Below are 20,209 nucleotides of genomic sequence, written 5' to 3'. Positions count from 1 at the left end.
GCGGGCAGCCGCCTGACTGCGAGGATTGAGCCATGCATCTGGCGACCGGGCTCGTGCTGCTCGTCGCTGCCGCGGCGTCGGTAGCCGTGCTTGCACGACGTTTCGGGCTGTCCGAACCGCTGGTGCTCACAGCGGCGGGCGTCCTCGGGTCGTACCTGCCGTTCATCCCCGACGTCAAGATCACCTCGGATCTCGTTCTCGTCGGCTTGCTGCCACCGCTGTTGTATACGACCGCGATTCGAAGTTCGTTGGTGGACTTCAAAGCAAACAGGCGGGCCATCGGCTTGCTCTCGGTCGGCCTCGTCATCTTCACAGCCTTCGGCGTCGGGGTTGTGACGTGGTTGGTGCTACCAGTGCCGTTCGCCGCTGCGGTCGCGCTCGGCGCGGTGGTTGCGCCACCTGACGCCGTGGCCGCCTCGGCGATCGCCCGACGGGTCGGCATGCCGCGAAGAATGATCACGATTCTGGAAGGCGAATCACTACTCAATGACGCGACAGCGTTGGTGGCCCTGCGCACCGCCATCGCAGCGGCGGCAGGCTCGATCAGCGTGCTGCACGTCGCCGGCGACTTCCTCTGGGCGGCCTGCGGCGGCGTCCTCGTCGGTGTCGTTGTCGGGGTGGTTTTGGGCCAGCTCCGTCGTCTGTTCACCGACCCGGTACTCGACACGACGCTGTCGTTTCTAGCGCCGTTCGCCGCCTATCTGCCGGCGGAGGGGTTGCACGCCTCTGGGGTGCTCGCGGTGGTGGTGACCGGCCTGATCCTGGGCCACCGTGCACCGGTGTGGCAGAGCGCCGCGTCTCGAATCGCCGAGCGGACGAACTGGCGGACCGTCGACTTCGTGCTCGAGAGCTCGGTGTTCCTGCTCATCGGTCTGCAGGTCCGAAACATCGTCAACGATGCCTGGAATGCCGGCCTCGCACATCCGCAGATCATCGGAGCGTGCGCGGCCATCTTGGCTACCGTCATCGTGCTTCGCTTGATCTGGGTGTTCCCCGCGACGTACCTGCCGCAGCTGATTCCCGCTATCCGCCGGTCCGAAACGCCGCCCGCCCCGCGACAGGTCGCGGTCGTCGGTTGGGCCGGTATGCGCGGCGTGGTGACGTTGGCGGCCTCCTTCGCGCTGCCCCCGTCGCAATACCGTTCAGTCCTCATCCTCGCCGCGCTGGTCGTCACGGCGGGCACACTCCTGATTCAGGGCACGACGCTACCGATGCTCATCCGTCGGCTGAACCTACGCGGACCGAGCCGGGCTGAGGACGCACTTCAGCTGGCGGGGTTACTCCAACAGTCGGCGCTGGCTGGACGCCTAGCCTTGGATAAAGCGGCGGCACACGCCGATCCCCCGATCTCTGAAGACATCCAGGCACAGTTGCGCCGCCGTCTCGACGAACGCACGAACGCGGCATGGGAACGGCTCGGCCCCAACGAGTCGGATGTGATTACGCCGAGTGAGCAGTACCGCCGGGTGCGCCTGCAAATGTTGTCAGCCGAACGCGCCGAGGTACTGCGAGTCCGCGATACCGGCCAGCTTGATCAAGAGGTGTTGCAGGCGGCAATGGCCTTGCTCGACCTCGAGGAATCGACCATCGACCGGCTGAGCACGGCTGAAGATGAGATCCGTGAGGAGCCCCTCTTGCCTCCGACGGCCGCCGAAGCTTGCGAGCACCTCCAGGCGGCGCCGATAACCCAGCGTCCTGACCACCCCGGACAGTGCACCGAATGCATCGAAGAGGGTCTGGAGTGGGTGCACTTGCGGATGTGCCTGACGTGCGGGCACGTCGCCTGCTGCGATTCGTCCCCCGGTCAGCACGCTGACCGGCACTATGACCGGACTCAGCATCCGGTGATGCGCAGCGTGGAACCCGGCGAGGCGTGGCGATGGTGCTACGTCGACGCCTTGCTCGGGTAGGCCGCGAACGTGATGCGCCTGACAACGTGTGGCCGGTAACGTTTAGGGTTGAGCACCGTGAGCCGTCGAGCAAAGATCGTGTGCACCCTGGGTCCCGCCACTGATGCGCCTGAACGCACCCGTGCTCTGGTCGAGGCGGGTATGGACGTAGCCCGCCTGAACTTCAGCCACGGCGAGCACGCAGATCATGCGGGCCGCTTCCATGCGGTGCGTTCGGCCGCCGAACTTGCCGGTCGCAACGTCGCCACGCTCGCCGATTTGCAGGGCCCGAAGATTCGGCTGGGCCGCTTCGCTGACGGACCGGTCGTCTGGGCTACGGGCGAACGGATCAGGATCACCGTCGAAGACATCGAAGGTGACCACGATCGGGTGTCCACGACGTACAAACAGCTGGCGGCTGACGTTCGCCCTGGCGACAAGCTGCTGGTCGATGACGGCAACGTCGCCCTGGTGGCGGTTGCGATCGAGAACGGTACGGACGTGGTGTGCGATGTCGCCGAGGGCGGCACCGTGAGCAACAACAAGGGCCTGTCACTTCCCGGCGTGGCCGTCAGCGTGCCCGCGTTGAGCGAGAAGGACATCGACGACCTCGAATTCGCGCTGCGACTGGGCGTCGATTGGATCGCATTGTCATTCGTGCGATCGGCTGATGACATCAAACTCGTGCATCAAGTGATGGACCGTATCGGCATACGCCGTCCGGTCATCGCCAAGATCGAGAAGCCCGAGGCAGTCGACCGGCTCGTCGACATCGTCCTGGCCTTCGACGGTGTCATGGTCGCCCGAGGTGATCTCGGCGTGGAGATGCCTCTGGAACAGGTGCCGATCATCCAGAAGCGGGCCGTGGCGATTTGCCGTGACAACGCCAAGCCGGTCATCGTCGCAACCCAGATGCTCGAATCGATGATCAGCCACTCCCGTCCGACCCGAGCAGAGGCGTCCGATGTCGCCAACGCGGTTCTCGATGGCGCGGACGCGGTGATGCTCTCCGGCGAGACGAGCGTAGGGACGTACCCGATTCAGACCGTCGCGACGATGGCGCGGATCATCACCTCGGTAGAGGAGAACAGCGTGGATGTTGCGGCGCTGCTGCACGAGCCTCGCACCCCTGGCGGCGTTATCGCCAAAGCCGCAAAGGAGATCGGCGATTCACTCGGCGCGACAGCGCTGGTCGCGTTCACCCAGAGCGGTGACACAGCGCGGCGCCTCGCCCGGTTGCATGCGCATCAGACGGTGCTCGCCTTCACGCCGGAGCAGAACGTCCAACGACAATTGGCCCTCTCGTGGGGGGTTGAAGCACACCTCGTCTGGACAGTGCACACCACGGATGAGATGGTGCGGCAGGTCGACTCGGCCTTGTTGGCGCAACGGGTGTGTCGCCCCGATGATTTGGTGGTTATCGTCGCAGGTACACCACCATCGACTCCCGGAGCGACGAACACCATCCGCGTCCACCACATTGGAGGCGTCCTGCAACGTGACCGCTGAGGCCGAACCAAAGCTGCCGACAGGTCAGGCAGTCGTCGACGCTCTGGTCGACCTCCTCGACCTGGAGCCGATCGAGGTGAACATCTTTCGGGGCACGAGTCCGAAGGTGGCAATGCAGCGCGTGTTCGGCGGGCAGGTGGCAGGCCAAGCGCTGGTAGCAGCTGGGCGAACCGTGCAGGCCGATCGCGTCGTGCATTCGCTGCACTCCTATTTCATCCGGGTTGGTGATCCCAACGTGCCGATTGTCTACACCGTCGAGCGCGTTCGTGACGGTGGTTCGTTCTCCGTCCGGCGGGTCATTGCCGTGCAGCACGGGCTCACGATCTTCATCCTGTCCGCGTCCTTTCAGCTCCCGCAAGGTGGCATCGATCATCAGGTGCCGATGCCACAGGTGCCAGAGCCGGAATCGCTGCAAACGTTTGATGAACGCATCCGGGGCTATCCTGCGCTCGAGGCGGTTGCGCGGTACATCCCGCAGCCCTTTGACGTCCGCTACGTCGACGATCCACCGTGGGTACAACGTGATCTAGGGCCGCGAGAGAATCAACCACACCGAATCTGGATGCGCACTAACGGCACGCTGCCCGATGATCCGCTACTGCATGTCTGTGCGGTCACCTTCGCCTCTGACCTGACGCTGCTGGACTCGGTTGTGATACACCACGGGTTGGCAGCACGGCTCGACCCGATCTCGGTGACCTCCCTCGACCACGCGATGTGGTTTCACCGCCAGTTCAGGGCCGATGAGTGGTTTCTCTACACGTCCGAATCGCCGTCTGCGACTGGTGGCCGTGGCCTGGCGACAGGCCGGTTCTTCAGCAAGGACGGTCGCCATGTCGTCAGCGTCGCACAAGAGGGCGTCGTCCGATTGCCCAATGTCACCGAACAGATCTCTTAAAACCTGCGCATCGCACAGTAGTTCACTGCGTAGCTGCTCAGGGCTCAATGGCTCAGGGCTTACGGCTCAGGGCACTGATTTGTTGCCAGACCGCGTAGACGTGGCGCCGTTCGGTCAGCACCGATCCGATTGCCATCCTGATCGCTGTCTTGCCGTTGACGACAGTGTGCGTCAAGTAGGCTTTACCGCTCTGGTTGATCGCGTCGAGAACGGCCCGCGTGGCGTCGTCGCCCTCGGCCAGCCGGAATGTCACCAGCGCGAGAGGATGCGGCGCGACGAGTTCGAATCGTTCGTCGGCATCGAGCCAAGACGCGAATTCTGCTGCTAGTGCAACGTGTTTGCGGATATGTGCGGCGAGACCGTCCGCGCCGTACCAGCGCAGTACCGTCCACAGCTTGAGCGCCCGGAACCGGCGACCCAGTGGCACTTGCCAATCGCGGTAATCGATGACGGCACCGGACTCGGTCGCGGAGTTCCGCAGAAACTCGGGCAAGATCGACAGTGCCCCGATCAAGGCTGCCCGATCTGCTACCCAAAACGCATTGCAATCGAAGTTGGTCAACAGCCACTTGTGCGGGTTCGTGGTGTAGGAGTCCACTTTATCCAGGCCGTCATTGATGAATCTCAACTCCTCGCAGACAGCGGCGACTCCCGCCCAGGCAGCATCGACGTGTAGCCACGCGCCATATTGTCGGGCGAGGTCCGCTAGCGTCGGTACCGGGTCTATCGCTCCGGTACCGGTCGCGCCAACCGATGCGACAACCATGACAGGTTCGTACCCGGCAGACACGTCGTCGGCGAGTAGCGCCCTGAGATGCGCGGGATCGGCCGCTTGAGTCTTTGGGTCGATCGCGATCTTGCGAAGTGCGTCCGAGCCAAGGCCGGCGATCCGGCAGGCTTTCTCGACTGACGAGTGCGTTTGCGACGACGTGTAGACGGTGAAACGGCCTGCTGCCACCCCGTCGGCTTCAGTTGCGCCGTGGCTGACCCGATGTAGCGCGGCGAGGAGCGCCACCAATGCAGCGTCGGAAGCACTCGTCTGGATGACCCCACCGCCGGGCGCCTCAGGAAGGTCGGAACGAAACCGGGGTGGCAGGTCGAGGAGCTGGGCCAGCCAATTCATCACGAGTGTCTCGAGTTCGGTTGCCGCGGGGGAGGTGGCCCACAACATTCCCTGGACTCCGAGTCCGGAGGCGAGCAGGTCACCGAGAATGGCCGGTCCGGACGCGTTGGCCGGGAAGAAGGCAAAGAAAGCGGGGTGTTGCCAATGCGTGATGCCTGGAATGATCACGCGGTCCAGATCGGCGAGGATGCCGGAGAAGCCCTCGCCGTGCTCCGGAGGCTCGGAGGGAAGCTGACCCCGGAGGTAATCCGGTGCTACCTGCGACAGCACCGGAAACGATTCGATTCGCTCGTAATAGTCAGCGATCCAATCGATGACCTCGTGTCCGTGGTGGCGGAACTCGTCAGGAGTCATGTGCTCGCTCATAACAGCTGAACCTACTGATCGCCCGGATTCACCGGTCACTGGGTTTTTACGGCAAGAGCCATGCTGCTGAAACACGCCCGGCCAATCGTTCGGATATGACTGAAGAGCATTGGACGGCAGCGGTCACCGTGGGCGACAAGCCATCGCATACGCACGTGACTTTTCACGTGCGCAGCGATGGATTTCGGTGCCCCCGGTGGGATTCGAACCCACACGCCTTTCGGCAATGGTGTTTGAGACCACCGCGTATGCCAGTTCCGCCACAGGGGCTTGAAGCCAGGCTAGATAGTAGCCCGATAGGCTTTGGCGGCGTGCACCGGTCCAACGGAGTATCGGTCGCCGAGACTAGCGAAGGTAGTGAGCTACGTGGTCGAGCAGGCAACAGCAGCCAACGATGCGGCGTCAGCAGTCGGGTCGGCGTCGGCGCGAGCCAGCGCACAACCGGCCGCCGCCGTTAGCCGACGGGTCCTCATCGCTGAGGACGAGGCGCTTATCCGCCTCGATCTGCGTGAGATGCTCATCGAGGAGGGTTTCGAGGTCGTGGGCGAGGCTGCCGACGGTGAGAAGGCTGTAGAACTCGCGAAGGACCTCCGTCCAGACGTGGTTATTTGTGACGTAAAGATGCCAAAAATGGACGGAATCACCGCGGCTGGGCACATCGCTGGTGCGCGGATCGCGCCGGTCGTCATCCTGACCGCTTTCAGCCAGCGCGATTTGATCGAGCGCGCCCGAGACGCCGGCGCCATGGCCTACCTGATCAAACCCTTTCACAAACGCGACCTGCTGCCGGCGATCGAGATGGCGACGAGCCGTTTTGCCGAGATTCGGGCTTTAGAGGCCGAGGTCGAGGGTTTGCAGGATCGACTGGAGGCCCGAAAGCTGATCGAACGTGCAAAGGGTGTCCTGATGGCCGAGCATCGGCTGTCCGAACCCGAGGCGTTCCGGTGGATCCAGCGGGCTGCGATGGACAAGCGCACCACAATGCGCGCCGTGGCAGAGCTGGTCCTGACCGAGACCGGTCACGGATGATCGGACGAGCGCCTTGGCTGCGAAGACCCATGATCGGATGAGCGCCTTGGCTGCGAAGACCCATGATCGGATGAGCGCCTTGGCTGCGAAGGCGACGTAATCGTCAAAAGTCGACAAAACCCCGGTCAGCGAGTCAGTCAGTGCTGAGATGCGTCGGTTTGGAGTAACAGCCATCGTCACCGCCCGGTACTTTTTTCGTAGAAAACGGACGTCCGTGTTACACCCGACTGCATTACGGACGCGATTTGGTTACGACAGCTCGGTTGTTTTGGATTTCTGACCCGAACGACTTCTTAGCGCGCTAGCGTGCGACGCACAGTTATCCGATATCTGTTCCCACGGACGGATGCCCCAGGACTTCGGTGGCTGTCAGCGTTAAACCCGGTGCCCAAGTCGAGCGCCGAGAACAAGGGAGGAAACGTCAGTGCGGACTCAGTCCCTGGCGAAAATCGCCGTAGTAGGTGTAATCGGTGCGCTCGCGCTCACCGCATGTTCCAACAGCAAGAGCAATGACAAGGGCCTGGCTGGCGGCTCAAGCGGCGCCAGTGGTGGCAGTGGTGGCACGTACACCATCGCGTTCGAAGGGCCGTTGTCCGGCGACAACCAGCAGCTCGGGATCAACGAGGTCAATGCCACGGAACTTGCCATAAACCAGGCAAACGCCAAGGGTGACCTCGGCTTCACGTTGAAACTGCTCAAGGCTGACGATGTGGGTGACCCGTCCAAGGCTCCCGCCGCCGCGGCTCAGGTCCTGCAGGACCCGACGGTCGTCGGCGAGATCGGCCCGAGTTTCTCGGGTGCAACCAAGGCCGTCGGCAACACCTATGGGGACGCGGGCGTCGCCATGATCACCCCGTCGGCGTCAAACGGGACGCTGCAGACGCTGGGCTTCAAGACCTTCTTCCGGGTCATCCCGAACGACAACATCGAAGGCACCCAGGGCGCCGACTGGTTGGCACGTAAGGGCCTCAAGAAGGTCTTCATCGTCGATGACCAGAGCGACTACGGCAAGGGTGTCGCCGACGCCGTGCAGACAGAACTCAAGGCGAAGAACGTGACGACCGTTCGCCAGGGTGTCGCAGCGACGACGACTGACTATGGCGCAATTGCCCAGACCGTCGTTTCATCGGGTGCCGGCGCGCTCTTCTACGGCGGCTACGACGCTCAGGCAGCCCTGTTTGTGAAGGCTCTCAAGGCTGACAACTACAAGGGTGTCATCGCCGGTGGTAACGGCGTCAAGTCTTCGGTGTTCACCAAGGGTGCCGGCGCTGCTGGTGATGGCGTGTTCTTCACCTGTGGTTGCCTCGATGCCACGATCGCTCCGAACGCCAAGCAGTTCACAGCTGACTACACGAAGGCATACAACACCCCGCCTTCGACGTACTCACCTGAGGCTTTCGATGCGACCAACGCCTTGATTCAGGCGATCAAGAACGCCAAGGCCAAGGGCGCAGTCACCAAGGCCTCCGTCTTGGCTGAAGTGAAGACGATCGACTACCAAGGCATCACGACTGAGGTGAAGTTCGGCCCCAACGGCGAACCTGCTGGCACGACCACGGTCAGTCTCTACACGCAGAAGGCGGGCCAGATCGTCTCTGTTGGTCTCCTGAAGGACCAGAGCTAACCCCCACCTGGTAGGGAGCTCAAGTTCACTAAGCGGTGAAGGCTCCGTCGGTTCTGATCGAACCGACGGAGCCATCAGCGCGCCACAACCCTTGCCAGAGCCAGTCGAATACCCGTCGTCTGCATCTCCCGCCCGGAAGGCGCCCGCATGACCGAATTTATGAACTACCTGATCCTCGGGCTGACTCGAGGCTCAATGTATGCCCTGATCGCGCTTGGTTACACCCTTGTTTACGGCGTTCTGCAATTGATCAACTTCGCACACAGCGAGGTGTTCATGTCCGGCGCGTTCGGTAGCTATATCGTTATTCACTCAGTGGTCGGAGACGGCAAGTCTCTACCGTGGTATGCCGCTACGCTCGTCTTCATCCTTGGCTTGGGCTCGGGTGCGCTCACCGGCGCCGTCATAGCTTGGAGTATAGAGCGCGTCGCTTATAGGCCGCTGAGACGCCGAGGTGCGCCCAAGCTTGCCTTTCTCATCAGCGCGATCGGGATGTCGTTCTTCCTCTCGCAGCTGGCTGGCAAGCTCTTCAACCGATTCACCAACAACCAGTTCCCCCCATACTTTCAACAGAATCGGACCGTGTTCACGATCTTCGGTGCGCGGGTGACCGTTATTCAAACGGCGATCATCGTGAGCGCGCTGATCATGATGGTGTTTCTGGATCGGCTGGTGTCAGGGACGAAGCTTGGCCGCAGCATCCGCGGCGTGGCTGAAGATGCGCCCACCGCGGCACTCATGGGTATCAATATCGACAAGACGATTTCGCGGACGTTCATCATTGGTGGCGCGCTGGGCGGCGCCGCCGGATTCCTCTTCGGCACGGCTTTCACCTTCTCCAACACGATGGGGTTCATACCTGGTGTCAAGGCGTTCGCCGCAGCGGTGCTCGGTGGCATCGGCAACATCCGCGGCGCCATGCTCGGTGGATTGTTGCTCGGCGTCGTGGAGAACTTGGTTCCGACTGCCCCCTGGACGGGTTCACCTTGGATAGGCACGGCCTGGACGGACGTGGTGGCCTTCGTGGTTCTGGTGCTTATCTTGGTGGTTCGACCTAGCGGCATCCTCGGCGAGCGATTGGGGCGGGCAGCATGAAACCCAGTTTCCTCACATCGCCGTTGTTCAAGCGGTTCATGGGTTGTATGGCTCTCGCGTTCGTGCTGGCCTTGATGATCGGGCCCCAGGAGGGTTCGCAAGACGATTACGGCTTGGCCTTCCGTGAGGCGATCTATTCGCCCCGCATCTTCATCTTCATCCTCATCGGGGTCGCCGTATTCCTGCTCATGACGTTCGGTCCCTACCTGAGGCCGTACTTGCTACGACCGGGCGTGCGACCGCTAGCGATCGGAATACTGACTGTCGGCGTCTCGCTGACTCTTCTGAAATGGTCTGATGACCCCCGCACCGGCGATGGCAAGTTCACGTCGGTTGCGAGCAAGGCCGCTGACACCAGTGGTCTGGCCCCCGCGGCGCGATTGTTCTTCGCAGGTTACTTCGGCTGGATCCTGCTCGTGCTGACGCTAGCGCTAGGCACTGCCGCAATCGTGCTTGCGCTGAGAGCATTGGCATGGGTGACAGCGGTTCTCGCCGTGGTGGCGGGTATTTGGGCATACACCTCTCATTCAGCGGTGCGTAGCTATCTGCTTGACCACGGTGGGCCGCCGGATCATTCGCTCGGTGCCGGCGTTGCACTCATCGGCTATCTCACGGTCGCTTCCGCCGCGATCGCAACCGCCCTCTCCAAGACGGACACTGCAGACACTCGTGCGTTCATCAATCGGGTGTTCGCCTGGCGGCCGGCTATGCCGCTGGTCGTACTCGGTCTCATCATCGGTCTGCTTGCCTTCACCAAGGCAACTTGGTTCTCGCCACAGGCGAGCAATGCAACGCTGTCCGATACGAAGGACATCTTCGAAGGGACTGGTCTGGCAAATCTCGCCTACCAATACCTAGCGTGGCTCGGCTACGTGCTGTTCGTGGTCAGCGTGCTCGTCGCGGGCGCCGCTAGCTATTGGCGCCGTAAGATCCTCGGCTGGGCAGCGGTCCTGATCGGTGCGATCGCTCTCATCTTGACTTTGATCGCAATGTACGACTTGACAGATCTCGCTGCGTCCGCCGGACGCGATGGCGCAACCGGCCCATGGCAAAACCTCGGTTCCGGTGCCTGGATGGCCTGTACGGCGTTCTTCTTGCTCGCAGGGGCAGGGGCTGTGGTGGCTACGTTGGGTGCGCCCGGCGAACAGTTGGAACTGAGCACGACGTCGGCGGCGTCAGCAACAGCAACGGGTGCCGTTCGGGAGCCTGCGAATAGGCCGGCCGCTAGGTCGTCGGACACAGTGGGTGGTGGATGGACCGCGCCTGGTACGACGAAGATGTTTCTCTTCGTCGTGATCGCCGCGGCGTTGTTCTACCCGCCGACCGCGACCGGCTTCTGGCAGAAGGTTCTCGTTTCCGAGATCGGCATCTATGTACTGCTCGCGATCGGGTTGAACGTTGTCGTCGGTTGGGCCGGTCTTCTGGACCTCGGCTTCATCGCCTTCTACGCGATCGGCTCCTACACGACGGCATACCTGACGGGTGCGCTGCCGCATCAGCCGCCTTCGTGGCTGCATCTCAGTCCGTTGCTTGCGATTCCGATCGCGATCCTGGTGTGTCTCTTAGCAGGCGTTGCCTTAGGCGCGCCAACGCTGCGATTACGCGGGGACTATCTGGCCATCGTCACGCTTGGCTTCGGTGAAATCATCCGGATCATCGCCAACAACAACCCGGGCAATATCACGAATGGACCAAAGGGTGCCTTTGGCATTCCGCATCCCGTCATCCATTTGGGACCACTGAAAGTCATCTGGGGTCAGAACAACTTGCAGTACTGGTACTTGCTGCTCGTCCTGATCGTCATCGTGGTGCTGTTGTTCCGCCGGCTGGAAGCTTCACGGCTCGGACGTGCCTGGGCGGCAATCCGCGAGGACGAGATCGCCGCGCAGGCCACCGGCATCAACACAACTCGAGTGAAACTGCTGGCGTTTGCCATCGGCGCTTCGACCTCGGGTGTTGCGGGCGTGTTCTTTGCATCGCAGATCGGCTACATCAACCCGGAAAACTTCATCCTCAACAACTCGATTCTCGTTGTTGCGTACGTGGTCTTCGGTGGTATGGGCTCGCTGCCCGGCGCGATGGCCGGTGCCGCGGTGCTGACCTGGCTACCTGAGTTCTTGAAGGACCAGGTCCCAGCCGAGGACCGTCAAATGTGGATCGGCGCAATCGTCCTGCTGATGATGATCTTCCGTCCGCAGGGTCTTATTCCGGCCAAGCGGCGTGCGGCAGAATTGAAGGGGTTGAGCACGGCGCCTGCGTCAGAAGTCAGAGCCGTCGCCGACAGCGAAGGAATGGACGGGGTACGAGCATGACCGCAGTGAACGAAGCAACCCTCGTCTCTGGTGCAGATCAGCGTGACGTCGTATACGACGTGGACTCGGTGACGCTGCGATTCGGAGGTGTGACAAGCCTCAACAATGTGAGCCTGAAGATGTATCGCGGCGAGATTCTCGCGGTCATCGGCCCGAACGGGGCGGGCAAGACATCGCTGTTCAACTCGCTCACCGGTGTTTACACACCGCAAGAAGGCAGTATCAATCTTGCTGCGCGCGTTGGAGAAACTCCGGTAAGCGTCCTCGGGGCCAAGACCCACATCGTCAACCGACTGGGGGTTGCGCGGACGTTTCAGAACATCCGTTTGTTCCCGGCTCTGACTGCCCTGGAGAACGTGAAGGTCGGAGTCGAGACCCGGCAGAAGGCAGGGCCGATCGCTGCGATGCTGGGAATGCCCTGGCAGCGTAGAGAGGAACGCGAAAGTACCAAGCGGGCGTATGAGTTGCTTTCTTTCGTCGGCCTGACCGAACGCGCCAACGAACTTGCCGGCTCATTGGCCTACGGCGAGCAACGGCGACTCGAGATAGCACGTGCGCTCGGCACAAACCCAGGTGTGATTCTGCTGGACGAGCCGGCCGCGGGGACCAACCCCGCCGAGAAGCGCGATCTGGCCGCTCTGATAACTCGGATCAATCGCGAGGACGGAGTATCAGTGCTGCTGATCGAACACGACATGAAACTCGTTATGTCGATTGCAGATCGGTTGGTCGTGCTGAACTTCGGCGAGAAGATCGCTGAAGGTACTCCGGAGCAGATTCAACGGAATCCAGATGTGATTGCTGCCTATCTCGGCACCACCGACGAGGACGAGCCGGCGAAAACCGCAAAGCTCGATGCTCCGGCATCGCAAGAACAGCGTCCGACAGAGCCGCCTTCATCGGGTGCGCATCGGAGCGCAAACGAAGAGGAAGGTAGTTCATGAGCGAGCATCGCAGTGACCCCATGAGCGAGCATCGCAGCGAGGTACGAACGAGGAGCGGAGCGAATGTCAGCGATGAGCGCTCGCGCGAAGAGCAGGTGACCTCATGAGCGAGCATCGCATTGAGGTACGAACGAGGAGCGGAGCGAATGTCAGCGATGAGCGCTCGCGCGAAGAGCAGGTGACTTCATGAGCATGCTCGAGGTCGACGACATCGAGGTACGGTACGGGGCGATCAAGGCACTCAAGGGCGTCTCCTTCACGGTTGACGAGGGCGAGATCGTCGCGTTGCTCGGTGCGAACGGTGCCGGCAAAACGACCACTCAACGGACTGTGTCGGGCATGCTGCGCCCCGCTCTGGGCGAGATCCGGTACGAGGGCAAGCGGATCGACGGCATACCCGCGCACGAGCTGATCAACCTCGGGATCTGTCACGTCCCTGAGGGTCGCCACGTCTTTCCACGGATGACAGTGGCCGAAAACCTCGACATGGGCGCTTTCAGATTCAAGAAGGCCGATGAGAAGGTGCTGGCGCATGTCCTTGAGCTTTTCCCTCGGCTTCAGGAACGCATCAAGCAGCAGGCCGGGACTCTGTCCGGCGGTGAACAGCAGATGCTGGCCATCGGCCGGGCGCTGATGGGTAAGCCGCGGCTCTTGCTGCTTGACGAGCCCTCGATGGGGCTTGCGCCATTGATCGTCAAGCAGATCTTCGACATCGTCCGCGAGATCAACGATGACGGCGTGACGGTGCTCCTCGTCGAGCAGAACGCGTCGCAGGCTCTCGCGCTGGCCAACCGCGGCTATGTGCTCGAAACGGGTGAGATCGTTCTGACCGGCACGGGTCCGGAGCTCCTCGCCGACGATCGGGTCAGGGCTGCGTACTTGGGAGAGGAGATCGCGTCGTAGAGTTGGTGGCTGTTGGCTAGCGCCTGATCCTCACGCTATGTGTCGATCATGTGACGTACGGTTTCAGGCACATGATCACTTCGTGACACCCCTTTTGGGGGAGCGCTTCTCACGCTAGGGTGCGTTCTGGGATTTGGTTGCATAGCCAACAATATTTTCGACCAGCTCTACTTCATGTTCGCCTTGGAGGGAATCGTGTCGCGTGGCAACGTGCGGGTACGCCCGGCAGAGCCTTCCGATATCTCAGAGCTGATCAAGCTGGCAGAGGACAATGGCCTCGCCGACCACGTCTCCGCGCGTGGTCGGCGAGCGCGTAACGGCGATAGAACCACCGTGGCGGAGCGTCTTTCTCAGCTCCTTTCTGATCCAGATCGGCTCGTTCTGGTCGCCGTCGAGGAGGAGCACGACAAGGTTGTCGGCCTCACGGTCCTGCTCGAAGAACAAGTCGGCGTGCTCACGCCGACAGCGACCCTGCACATTTCGCACCTGTTGGTTGCACCGACATACCGACGCCGTGGCACCGGCCGTGCGCTGCTCACGGGCGCGGTTCGGCATGCGGAGGATCGCGAGATCGACCATGTCGTCGTCGGCGTTCAGGCGGCGGCTCGCGACGCCAACCGTTATCTGGCTCGTCTGGGCTTCGCGCCGCTGGTGGTGCGCCGCATCGCCTCGGTACAGGTGCTTCGGCGCAGTCTGGGCATCGTCGACTCGGTAGACCGGGTCGCGTTGCGTCGGCGCCGGAGCGTTCGCGGCGTGCTACCCAGTCGGGCGGTTGGCCGCGGCGCATGATGTGCGCCTCACAGCGATCGCTTGGGTACCACTTCTGAACGTCCCATGTGGTAGTTAATTGGGATGATTACAGCGGCGCAGCAGGCAATCCTCGATGGCTATGCCAAGCGGTGGGACGGCACCCACGAACTGCTGGTCGAGCGGATGGGCATCGAGGTTCTCGATTCTGACCCGAACAATCTTGTCGCGACGATGCCCGTGACCGGCAATCGGCAGCCGTACGGCTTGTTGCATGGCGGCGCGTCGGCAGTGCTGGCCGAGACTGCTGGTTCGCTGGCGGCCGCGTTGCATGCGGGCCCGGACAATATCGCGGTCGGAATCGAGTTGAACTGCACCCACCACCGCTCGGCGACTCAGGGGCTCGTTACGGCCGTTTGTAAGCCACTGCACGTGGGACGGACGATCTCGACGTTCGAGATCGTCATTTCCGACGTGGACGGTCGCCGCACCTGCACGTCGCGGCTGACGTGCGCGGTTCGGCCGGCGCATCAAGCCGGCCTCACCTCGCCGGCTTGATCGAGCCGGCGGACTGAACCTGCTAGATCCGTCCAGCTGAGCCCACGCGCTTGATTTATGCCGCCTGATCCTGCGGTTGTGCCCCGCTCGGCTCAGCCGAGTATCGCCGAGCGTCAGAGGGGCCGCCTAGACTCGGGCACCGTGACCCGAGTAACCGAAACTTCCGACGTTGCGTCCACCGACGAGCCAGTCGAGGTCGTCGCCCTGACCGAAATTGACGTCGATTCGCCCCGGCCGCGACTCTTGCTGTTGGACGGTCACTCACTCGCCTACCGTGCCTTCTTCGCGTTACCGGTGGAGAACTTCTCGACCAGCACGGGTCAGCCCACGAACGCGGTATTCGGCTTCACCTCGATGCTCATCAACCTGTTGCGAGACGAGGATCCGAGCCACCTCGCGGTTGCGTTCGACGTGAGTCGTAAGACGTTCCGCAGCGAGCAGTATGTCGAGTACAAGGCCAACCGCTCTTCCACGCCCGAGCCGTTCAAGGGCCAGGTGTCGCTCATACAAGAAGTGCTCACGGCACTTCGGATCCCGATGTTGTCGGTCGACAACTACGAGGCCGACGACGTGATCGCAACGCTGACGACAGAGGCCTGCGGCGCCGGCTTCGATGTCCTGATCTGCACCGGCGACCGCGACGCTTTGCAGTTGGTCAACGATCAGGTCACGGTGTTGTACCCGCGAAAGGGTGTCTCCGAGCTCACCCGTTTCACGCCTGAGGAGGTTCAAGCCAAATACGACCTGAGCCCGGCTCAGTATCCGGATTTTGCCGCACTTCGAGGCGACCCGAGCGACAACCTGCCCGGCATTCCAGGTGTCGGCGAAAAGACAGCGGCAAAGTGGATCCGGGAATACGGCAGCCTGTCAGGTTTAGTCGAGCACGTCGACCAGGTCAAAGGCAAAGTCGGCGACGCGCTGCGCGAAAACCTGGCATCAGTACTGCGCAACGCCAGCCTGACCAAACTGGTGCGTACCGTGCCGCTCGACCTGGGCGTGAGCGAACTTGGCCGGCTGCAGTGGGATCGCGACGAGGTCCACCAGCTGTTCGACAACCTTCAGTTCCGTGTCCTACGTGAGCGGCTCTTTGCAACTTTGACCACGGCAGAGCCTGAGGCTTCGGAGGGGTTCGAAGTCGAGGTGACCCGCCTCGAACCTGGGCAGGTTGAAGCCTGGCTCGCCCAACACGCACGCGACGGTCGCCGGGTGGGCCTGTCGTTTGCAGGCACTTGGGGTCGAGGTGCGGGCACGCTCAACTCGGTCACGATCGCCGCCGCCGACGGTTCTGCAGCCTGGGTCGAGCCGACGCTATTGACCGCAGACGACGACCGCGTGCTCACCGACTGGCTGGCCGACGAAGATGTTCCGAAGGCGACGCATGACATCAAAGGGCCACTGCTTGCACTCGCCCAGACCGGGTGGGTGTTGCGCGGCGTCACCTCGGACACCCAGCTTGCGGCCTATCTCGTGCAACCAGGCCAGCGCGCGTTCGACCTGGCCGACCTGGCATTGCGCTACCTCAAGCGCGAGCTTCGAGAGGAGACCAGCGACTCGTCCGGTCAGCTGACGCTTGACGGTGGGCTCGACGCAGCGGATGACGCTCGAGCTGAGGTTGAGGCTGTCCGGGCCTCGGCGATACGAGATCTTGCGGATGCGCTCGACGAAGAACTGACGAGTCGGGGCGGAGCAAAGCTACTCACGGACCTGGAACTACCGCTGACATTCGTACTGGCTGATATCGAAGGCACCGGTATCGCCGCCGATGAAACCCACCTGAGCGAACTCCAGTCCGAACTCGCGGCCGCAGTCAAGGATGCGGAGTCCGACGCACATGCGGTCGTTGGGCGATCATTCAACCTCGGCTCGCCAAAGCAGCTGCAACAAATCCTGTTCGACGAGATGGGACTGCCCAAGACCAAGCGGACCAAGACCGGGTACACGACTGACGCCGATGCGCTCGCCTGGCTGGCTGAGGCCAGCGAAAGCCCCCTCATCGAGCACCTCCTCCGACACCGCGAGGTCTCCCGCCTCAAGTCCGTGGTCGATTCGCTGCTGCCGATGATCGATGACAGCGGCCGGGTACACACGACCTTCAATCAGACGATCGCGGCGACGGGTCGACTCTCGAGCGTCGATCCAAACCTGCAGAACATCCCGGTCAGAACTGAGGAAGGCCGACGGATTCGGAAGGCGTTCATCGTCGGCAGCCACGATGGCAGGGCTTACGAGACTCTGATGACTGCCGACTACAGCCAGATCGAGATGCGCATCATGGCGCATCTGTCAGAGGACGCAGGCCTGATCGAAGCGTTCAGCTCCGGCGAGGACTTGCACACCTTCGTTGCCGCCCGCGCGTTCGACATCGCACCCGGTGATGTCGATGTGAATCTGAGACGACGAGTCAAGGCGATGAGTTACGGCCTGGCCTACGGCCTCTCCGCCTATGGCCTAGCCCAGCAACTCAAGATCACACCGGACGAGGCGAAAGGTCAGATGGAGGCGTACTTCGCCCGCTTCGGCGGCGTACGCGATTACCTGTACTCGGTGGTCGATGATGCCCGGCAGACGGGTTACACCGAGACGATCATGGGACGCCGCCGCTACCTGCCGGACCTCAACTCCGACAATCGACAACGCCGTGAGATGGCTGAGCGGATGGCTCTCAACGCACCGATCCAGGGCAGCGCCGCAGACATTATCAAGGTCGCGATGCTGAACGTGCAGAAATCGCTCAGCGAAGCCAAGCTGGCTTCGAAGCTGCTGCTGCAGGTACACGACGAGCTCGTGCTCGAAATCGCGCCGGGCGAGCGTGAGCAGGTCGAGGCACTCGTCCATCGCGATATGGCTGCGGCCACCAACCTCACCGTGCCGATGGAGGTCAGCGTGGGATTTGGTCCAAATTGGGATGCTGCGGCGCACTAGCCGATATGTGCTTGGGCAGGCTACCCAGCAGAATCGCGATGGCCGCCGCCACGAGATTGATGACGAATACCGTGCCGATGATGCCGTTGACGGTCCTCGGTGCGAACCCCAGTACGGCGATCGCCTCGCAAGCGATGGCGACCCAGATGACGATCGCGACGAGCCGCCGCTCGACCGCTAAACCGGCGACGAGAGCGAACTGAATCAATGCGAGGCAGCTGCCGAGTCCGGCGAACAGCCAGGTCGAGTCTCGCAGCGCGGGGTACTTGTCGCCGTTGACGATGATGGTCACGAGACCTTGCAGTAGCCACGATCCGACCACGACCACGACGCCAACGATGGCGATCCCAGCCGCGGCCCGCAGGAACAGTCGTCGATGCCGCGACCCGTCCGTCAGTGAGGCGAACAGCACGTTGGCCACCGACTGCGGTAGCCACAATGTGCCACGGGTGATGACCGAACCTGCGGCGTAGGTGGCGGCGGCCTCCGTCGGCAGAACATGCCTGGCAAGAAAGACATCCGTCACGCACAGAAGCAGAAAGACTCCGTAGGCGTGCGACGCGTGCGCACATTCGGTCATCAGCGGCGCCAGCTTGTGCAGGCTCGCCTTCGTGTCACCCGCGATTTGGTCCGTCAGATCGGCGCGTAGGGCAGGTGCGCTCAACAGACAAGCCACGGCCGCAACCGTGGTGCCAACCGCGATTGCGCCAACGATCCCGGTCGTCGAACCGCCCAGTGCCAGCACGAACAGGCCTGAACCCGATCGGAGCGCGATACCGATGAACGTCGTATTCGCCAGCGCCCTGAACCGCTGCGAACCCTGCCAGAATCCCTGGCACACGCCTTGGACTGCAAGTCCGGGCAAGGTCGCGCACACCAGCAGTATTCCGCCGACGCCCGGCAGGTGCAGGAACGAGGCGAGCAGCGGGGACAACGCGGCGCCGACAATCGCCAAACCGCTACTGAGGAGAAGCGCGAAGACAACAGTGCCATCGGGACCGCCGGCTGCGACTCGTCGCGCGGTGACCGCTTGCAGCGCGAGCGTTGGAATCGAGCCGACCAGCAGCAGGTTCGTCAGCGTGATGAGTTCGCTATAGCCAGCCGCATCCAGAGATCGTGCACCGAGAAGCAAGAGGCCATAGCTGAAGACGTTCCCGAGAATGTTCGCCAGCGTGATGCCTAGCAGGCCACCGGTGATCGATGCGCCCTTCAAGGGTGTGCTTCTGACGGGCACGGCACCGATGGGTGCCGCCTTGCCCAATGGCCCGTCAGACTCTGGCACCCGTTCAGTTTGCCGGAAGCTCGCAAACATAGATCGCAGTTCCGGGCAGTATCTTGCCGCGCAGCGGAGACCAGCCACCCCACTCCGACGTCACGTCCTCCGGCCATTCCGGCTCGACGACATCGACCAAGCGGAAGCCGGCGGAGACTATCTCCCGAACCCGGTCGCCGAAGGTTCGATGGTGCTCAACGTAGGTCGGGCGGTCATCGCCATCGAATTCGACATACGGAGCGCGGTCAAAATACGACATCGATGCAGTGAGCCCGTCGGGGCCGGGGGAGTCGGGAAACGCCCAGCGAATCGGATGTGTCGTAGAAAAGACCCACCGGCTTCCAGGGCGCAGTACTCGGGCCACTTCTGACATCACCGCGGCCGAATCGGCGACGAAGGGCACGGCACCGTAAGCGGTGAAGGCGAGGTCGAAGCTGTTGTCGAGAAATGGGATGTGCTGGGCGTCCGCTTGTACAAGCGGGACTGAGGAGCGCGCTGCCGACTCGGCTGGCGACGCCTTATACCGAAGCATCTCTGCGGAGATATCGAACGCGACCGGTTGCACGCCGCGCGCAGCCAGCCAACGCGAGCACATCGCAGACCCTGCGCCGACCTCGAGTACCGACTTGCCGACCAGGTCATCGATCGGTCCGAGCAGACCCGCTTCCTCCTCGCGCAGACCTTCAGGGCACCAAACGAAGTCGTCAGTGCCGAGGAAATTGCCGTGCTCGGCGTGGTAGCTGGCGGCGTCCGCGTCCCACCACAGCCGGTTGGCGCGCGCCGAGTCCGCTGCATCGACGGGTCGTCGCCCAACTCCGACCGTGCCGAGGTCTCGTTCTGTTCCCACCGGCTGAATCTAGCGTCATCACCGGTCGGGATCGCTTCGACGGCACTGGGTGTGAACGCCGGTTGGCCGGTTGGCGGCCAACCGGAACAGAGCGGATGTACCTTGCGTGGCGATGCTGATTCTGTGCTGCCCGGATTTCCTAGAGTAGACGGCTCTGGAGTAGGCTAAAG

General features: G+C 62.5%; 15 protein-coding genes and 1 tRNA gene. 12 read left to right on the top strand and 4 right to left on the bottom strand.

Annotation, left to right across the window (positions count from 1 at the left end):
* Nucleotides 1–32 precede the first annotated feature (32 nt).
* Genes ACSMXN_RS15840 through tesB form a run of 3 tightly spaced genes read left to right on the top strand, consistent with a single transcriptional unit; the run spans nt 33 to nt 4,296 of the window.
* On the top strand, nt 33–1,910 hold the full coding sequence (locus ACSMXN_RS15840) for a Na+/H+ antiporter (RefSeq protein WP_022912816.1): 1,878 nt from the start codon (nt 33–35) through the stop codon (nt 1,908–1,910).
* Nucleotides 1,911–1,967: 57 nt separating this feature from the next.
* Nucleotides 1,968–3,398, top strand: a complete 1,431-nt coding sequence (gene pyk, locus ACSMXN_RS15835; RefSeq protein ID WP_027139328.1) for a pyruvate kinase — start codon at nt 1,968–1,970, stop codon at nt 3,396–3,398.
* Entirely contained in the window at nt 3,388–4,296 is a 909-nt protein-coding gene (gene tesB / locus ACSMXN_RS15830; RefSeq protein WP_022912818.1) for an acyl-CoA thioesterase II, read from the top strand. Before pyk ends, tesB begins: the two co-directional genes overlap by 11 nt.
* A 52-nt stretch (nt 4,297–4,348) precedes the next feature.
* Here the strand turns inward: tesB and ACSMXN_RS15825 are convergent, their stop codons facing one another.
* On the bottom strand, nt 4,349–5,773 hold the full coding sequence (locus ACSMXN_RS15825) for an aminotransferase class V-fold PLP-dependent enzyme (RefSeq protein ID WP_027139329.1): 1,425 nt from the start codon (nt 5,771–5,773) through the stop codon (nt 4,349–4,351).
* Between the two features lie 200 nt (nt 5,774–5,973).
* Nucleotides 5,974–6,055: transfer RNA gene (locus ACSMXN_RS15820), tRNA-Leu, on the bottom strand.
* Between the two features lie 96 nt (nt 6,056–6,151).
* Here ACSMXN_RS15820 and ACSMXN_RS15815 point away from each other — a divergent pair.
* From ACSMXN_RS15815 to polA, 9 genes are all read left to right on the top strand, one after another.
* Nucleotides 6,152–6,814 (top strand): response regulator, encoded by a 663-nt coding sequence (locus ACSMXN_RS15815; protein WP_081649065.1) that lies wholly within the window; start codon nt 6,152–6,154, stop codon nt 6,812–6,814.
* Nucleotides 6,815–7,238: 424 nt separating this feature from the next.
* Complete coding sequence (locus ACSMXN_RS15810; RefSeq protein ID WP_022912821.1) at nt 7,239–8,438, top strand: branched-chain amino acid ABC transporter substrate-binding protein; 1,200 nt, start codon at nt 7,239–7,241, stop codon at nt 8,436–8,438.
* 147 nt (nt 8,439–8,585) lie between these two features.
* Nucleotides 8,586–9,533, top strand: coding sequence for a branched-chain amino acid ABC transporter permease (locus tag ACSMXN_RS15805; RefSeq protein ID WP_022912822.1), 948 nt, complete (start codon nt 8,586–8,588; stop codon nt 9,531–9,533).
* Nucleotides 9,530–11,845 carry a branched-chain amino acid ABC transporter permease gene (locus ACSMXN_RS15800; protein WP_455407602.1) on the top strand — a complete coding sequence of 772 codons (2,316 nt, stop codon included), beginning with the start codon at nt 9,530–9,532 and terminating at the stop codon, nt 11,843–11,845. The genes ACSMXN_RS15805 and ACSMXN_RS15800 overlap by 4 nt, the downstream gene beginning before the upstream one ends.
* A complete protein-coding gene (locus ACSMXN_RS15795; protein ID WP_027139332.1) occupies nt 11,842–12,789 on the top strand; it encodes an ABC transporter ATP-binding protein in 948 nt (315 codons plus the stop codon). Before ACSMXN_RS15800 ends, ACSMXN_RS15795 begins: the two co-directional genes overlap by 4 nt.
* A gap of 186 nt (nt 12,790–12,975) precedes the next feature.
* Nucleotides 12,976–13,692 carry an ABC transporter ATP-binding protein gene (locus tag ACSMXN_RS15790; protein WP_022912824.1) on the top strand — a complete coding sequence of 239 codons (717 nt, stop codon included), beginning with the start codon at nt 12,976–12,978 and terminating at the stop codon, nt 13,690–13,692.
* 195 nt (nt 13,693–13,887) lie between these two features.
* On the top strand, nt 13,888–14,481 hold the full coding sequence (locus tag ACSMXN_RS15785) for a GNAT family N-acetyltransferase (RefSeq protein WP_196811235.1): 594 nt from the start codon (nt 13,888–13,890) through the stop codon (nt 14,479–14,481).
* Nucleotides 14,482–14,544: 63 nt separating this feature from the next.
* A complete protein-coding gene (locus tag ACSMXN_RS15780; RefSeq protein WP_022912826.1) occupies nt 14,545–14,997 on the top strand; it encodes a hotdog fold thioesterase in 453 nt (150 codons plus the stop codon).
* Nucleotides 14,998–15,054: 57 nt separating this feature from the next.
* The gene (polA, locus tag ACSMXN_RS15775; RefSeq protein ID WP_081649051.1) at nt 15,055–17,919 is read left to right on the top strand and encodes a DNA polymerase I; all 2,865 of its coding nucleotides are present in this window, start codon (nt 15,055–15,057) and stop codon (nt 17,917–17,919) included.
* Here polA and ACSMXN_RS15770 read toward each other — a convergent pair.
* Nucleotides 17,876–19,201: a hypothetical protein gene (locus ACSMXN_RS15770; protein WP_022912828.1), complete on the bottom strand. Its 1,326-nt coding sequence runs from the start codon at nt 19,199–19,201 to the stop codon at nt 17,876–17,878. The two genes, polA and ACSMXN_RS15770, sit on opposite strands and share 44 nt — an antisense overlap.
* A gap of 4 nt (nt 19,202–19,205) precedes the next feature.
* Nucleotides 19,206–20,039 carry a class I SAM-dependent methyltransferase gene (locus ACSMXN_RS15765; RefSeq protein WP_022912829.1) on the bottom strand — a complete coding sequence of 278 codons (834 nt, stop codon included), beginning with the start codon at nt 20,037–20,039 and terminating at the stop codon, nt 19,206–19,208.
* Between the last annotated feature and the right edge of the window lie 170 nt (nt 20,040–20,209).

It is taken from the genome of Parajatrophihabitans canadensis (assembly GCF_053764775.1).
Note: the sequence above shows the minus strand (reverse complement) of the source record. Positions and strands in the feature narration are given on the sequence as shown.

What these genes read in the sequence shown, in the direction of transcription:
- ACSMXN_RS15840 (WP_022912816.1), top strand. Translation starts at nt 33, where the DNA reads ATGCATCTGGCGACCGGGCTCGTGCTGCTCGTCGCTGCCGCGGCGTCG.
- ACSMXN_RS15825 (WP_027139329.1), bottom strand. Translation starts at nt 5,773, where the DNA reads ATGACTCCTGACGAGTTCCGCCACCACGGACACGAGGTCATCGATTGG.
- ACSMXN_RS15805 (WP_022912822.1), top strand. Translation starts at nt 8,586, where the DNA reads ATGACCGAATTTATGAACTACCTGATCCTCGGGCTGACTCGAGGCTCA.
- ACSMXN_RS15800 (WP_455407602.1), top strand. Translation starts at nt 9,530, where the DNA reads ATGAAACCCAGTTTCCTCACATCGCCGTTGTTCAAGCGGTTCATGGGT.
- ACSMXN_RS15795 (WP_027139332.1), top strand. Translation starts at nt 11,842, where the DNA reads ATGACCGCAGTGAACGAAGCAACCCTCGTCTCTGGTGCAGATCAGCGT.
- ACSMXN_RS15790 (WP_022912824.1), top strand. Translation starts at nt 12,976, where the DNA reads ATGAGCATGCTCGAGGTCGACGACATCGAGGTACGGTACGGGGCGATC.
- ACSMXN_RS15780 (WP_022912826.1), top strand. Translation starts at nt 14,545, where the DNA reads ATGATTACAGCGGCGCAGCAGGCAATCCTCGATGGCTATGCCAAGCGG.
- polA (WP_081649051.1), top strand. Translation starts at nt 15,055, where the DNA reads ATGCCGCCTGATCCTGCGGTTGTGCCCCGCTCGGCTCAGCCGAGTATC.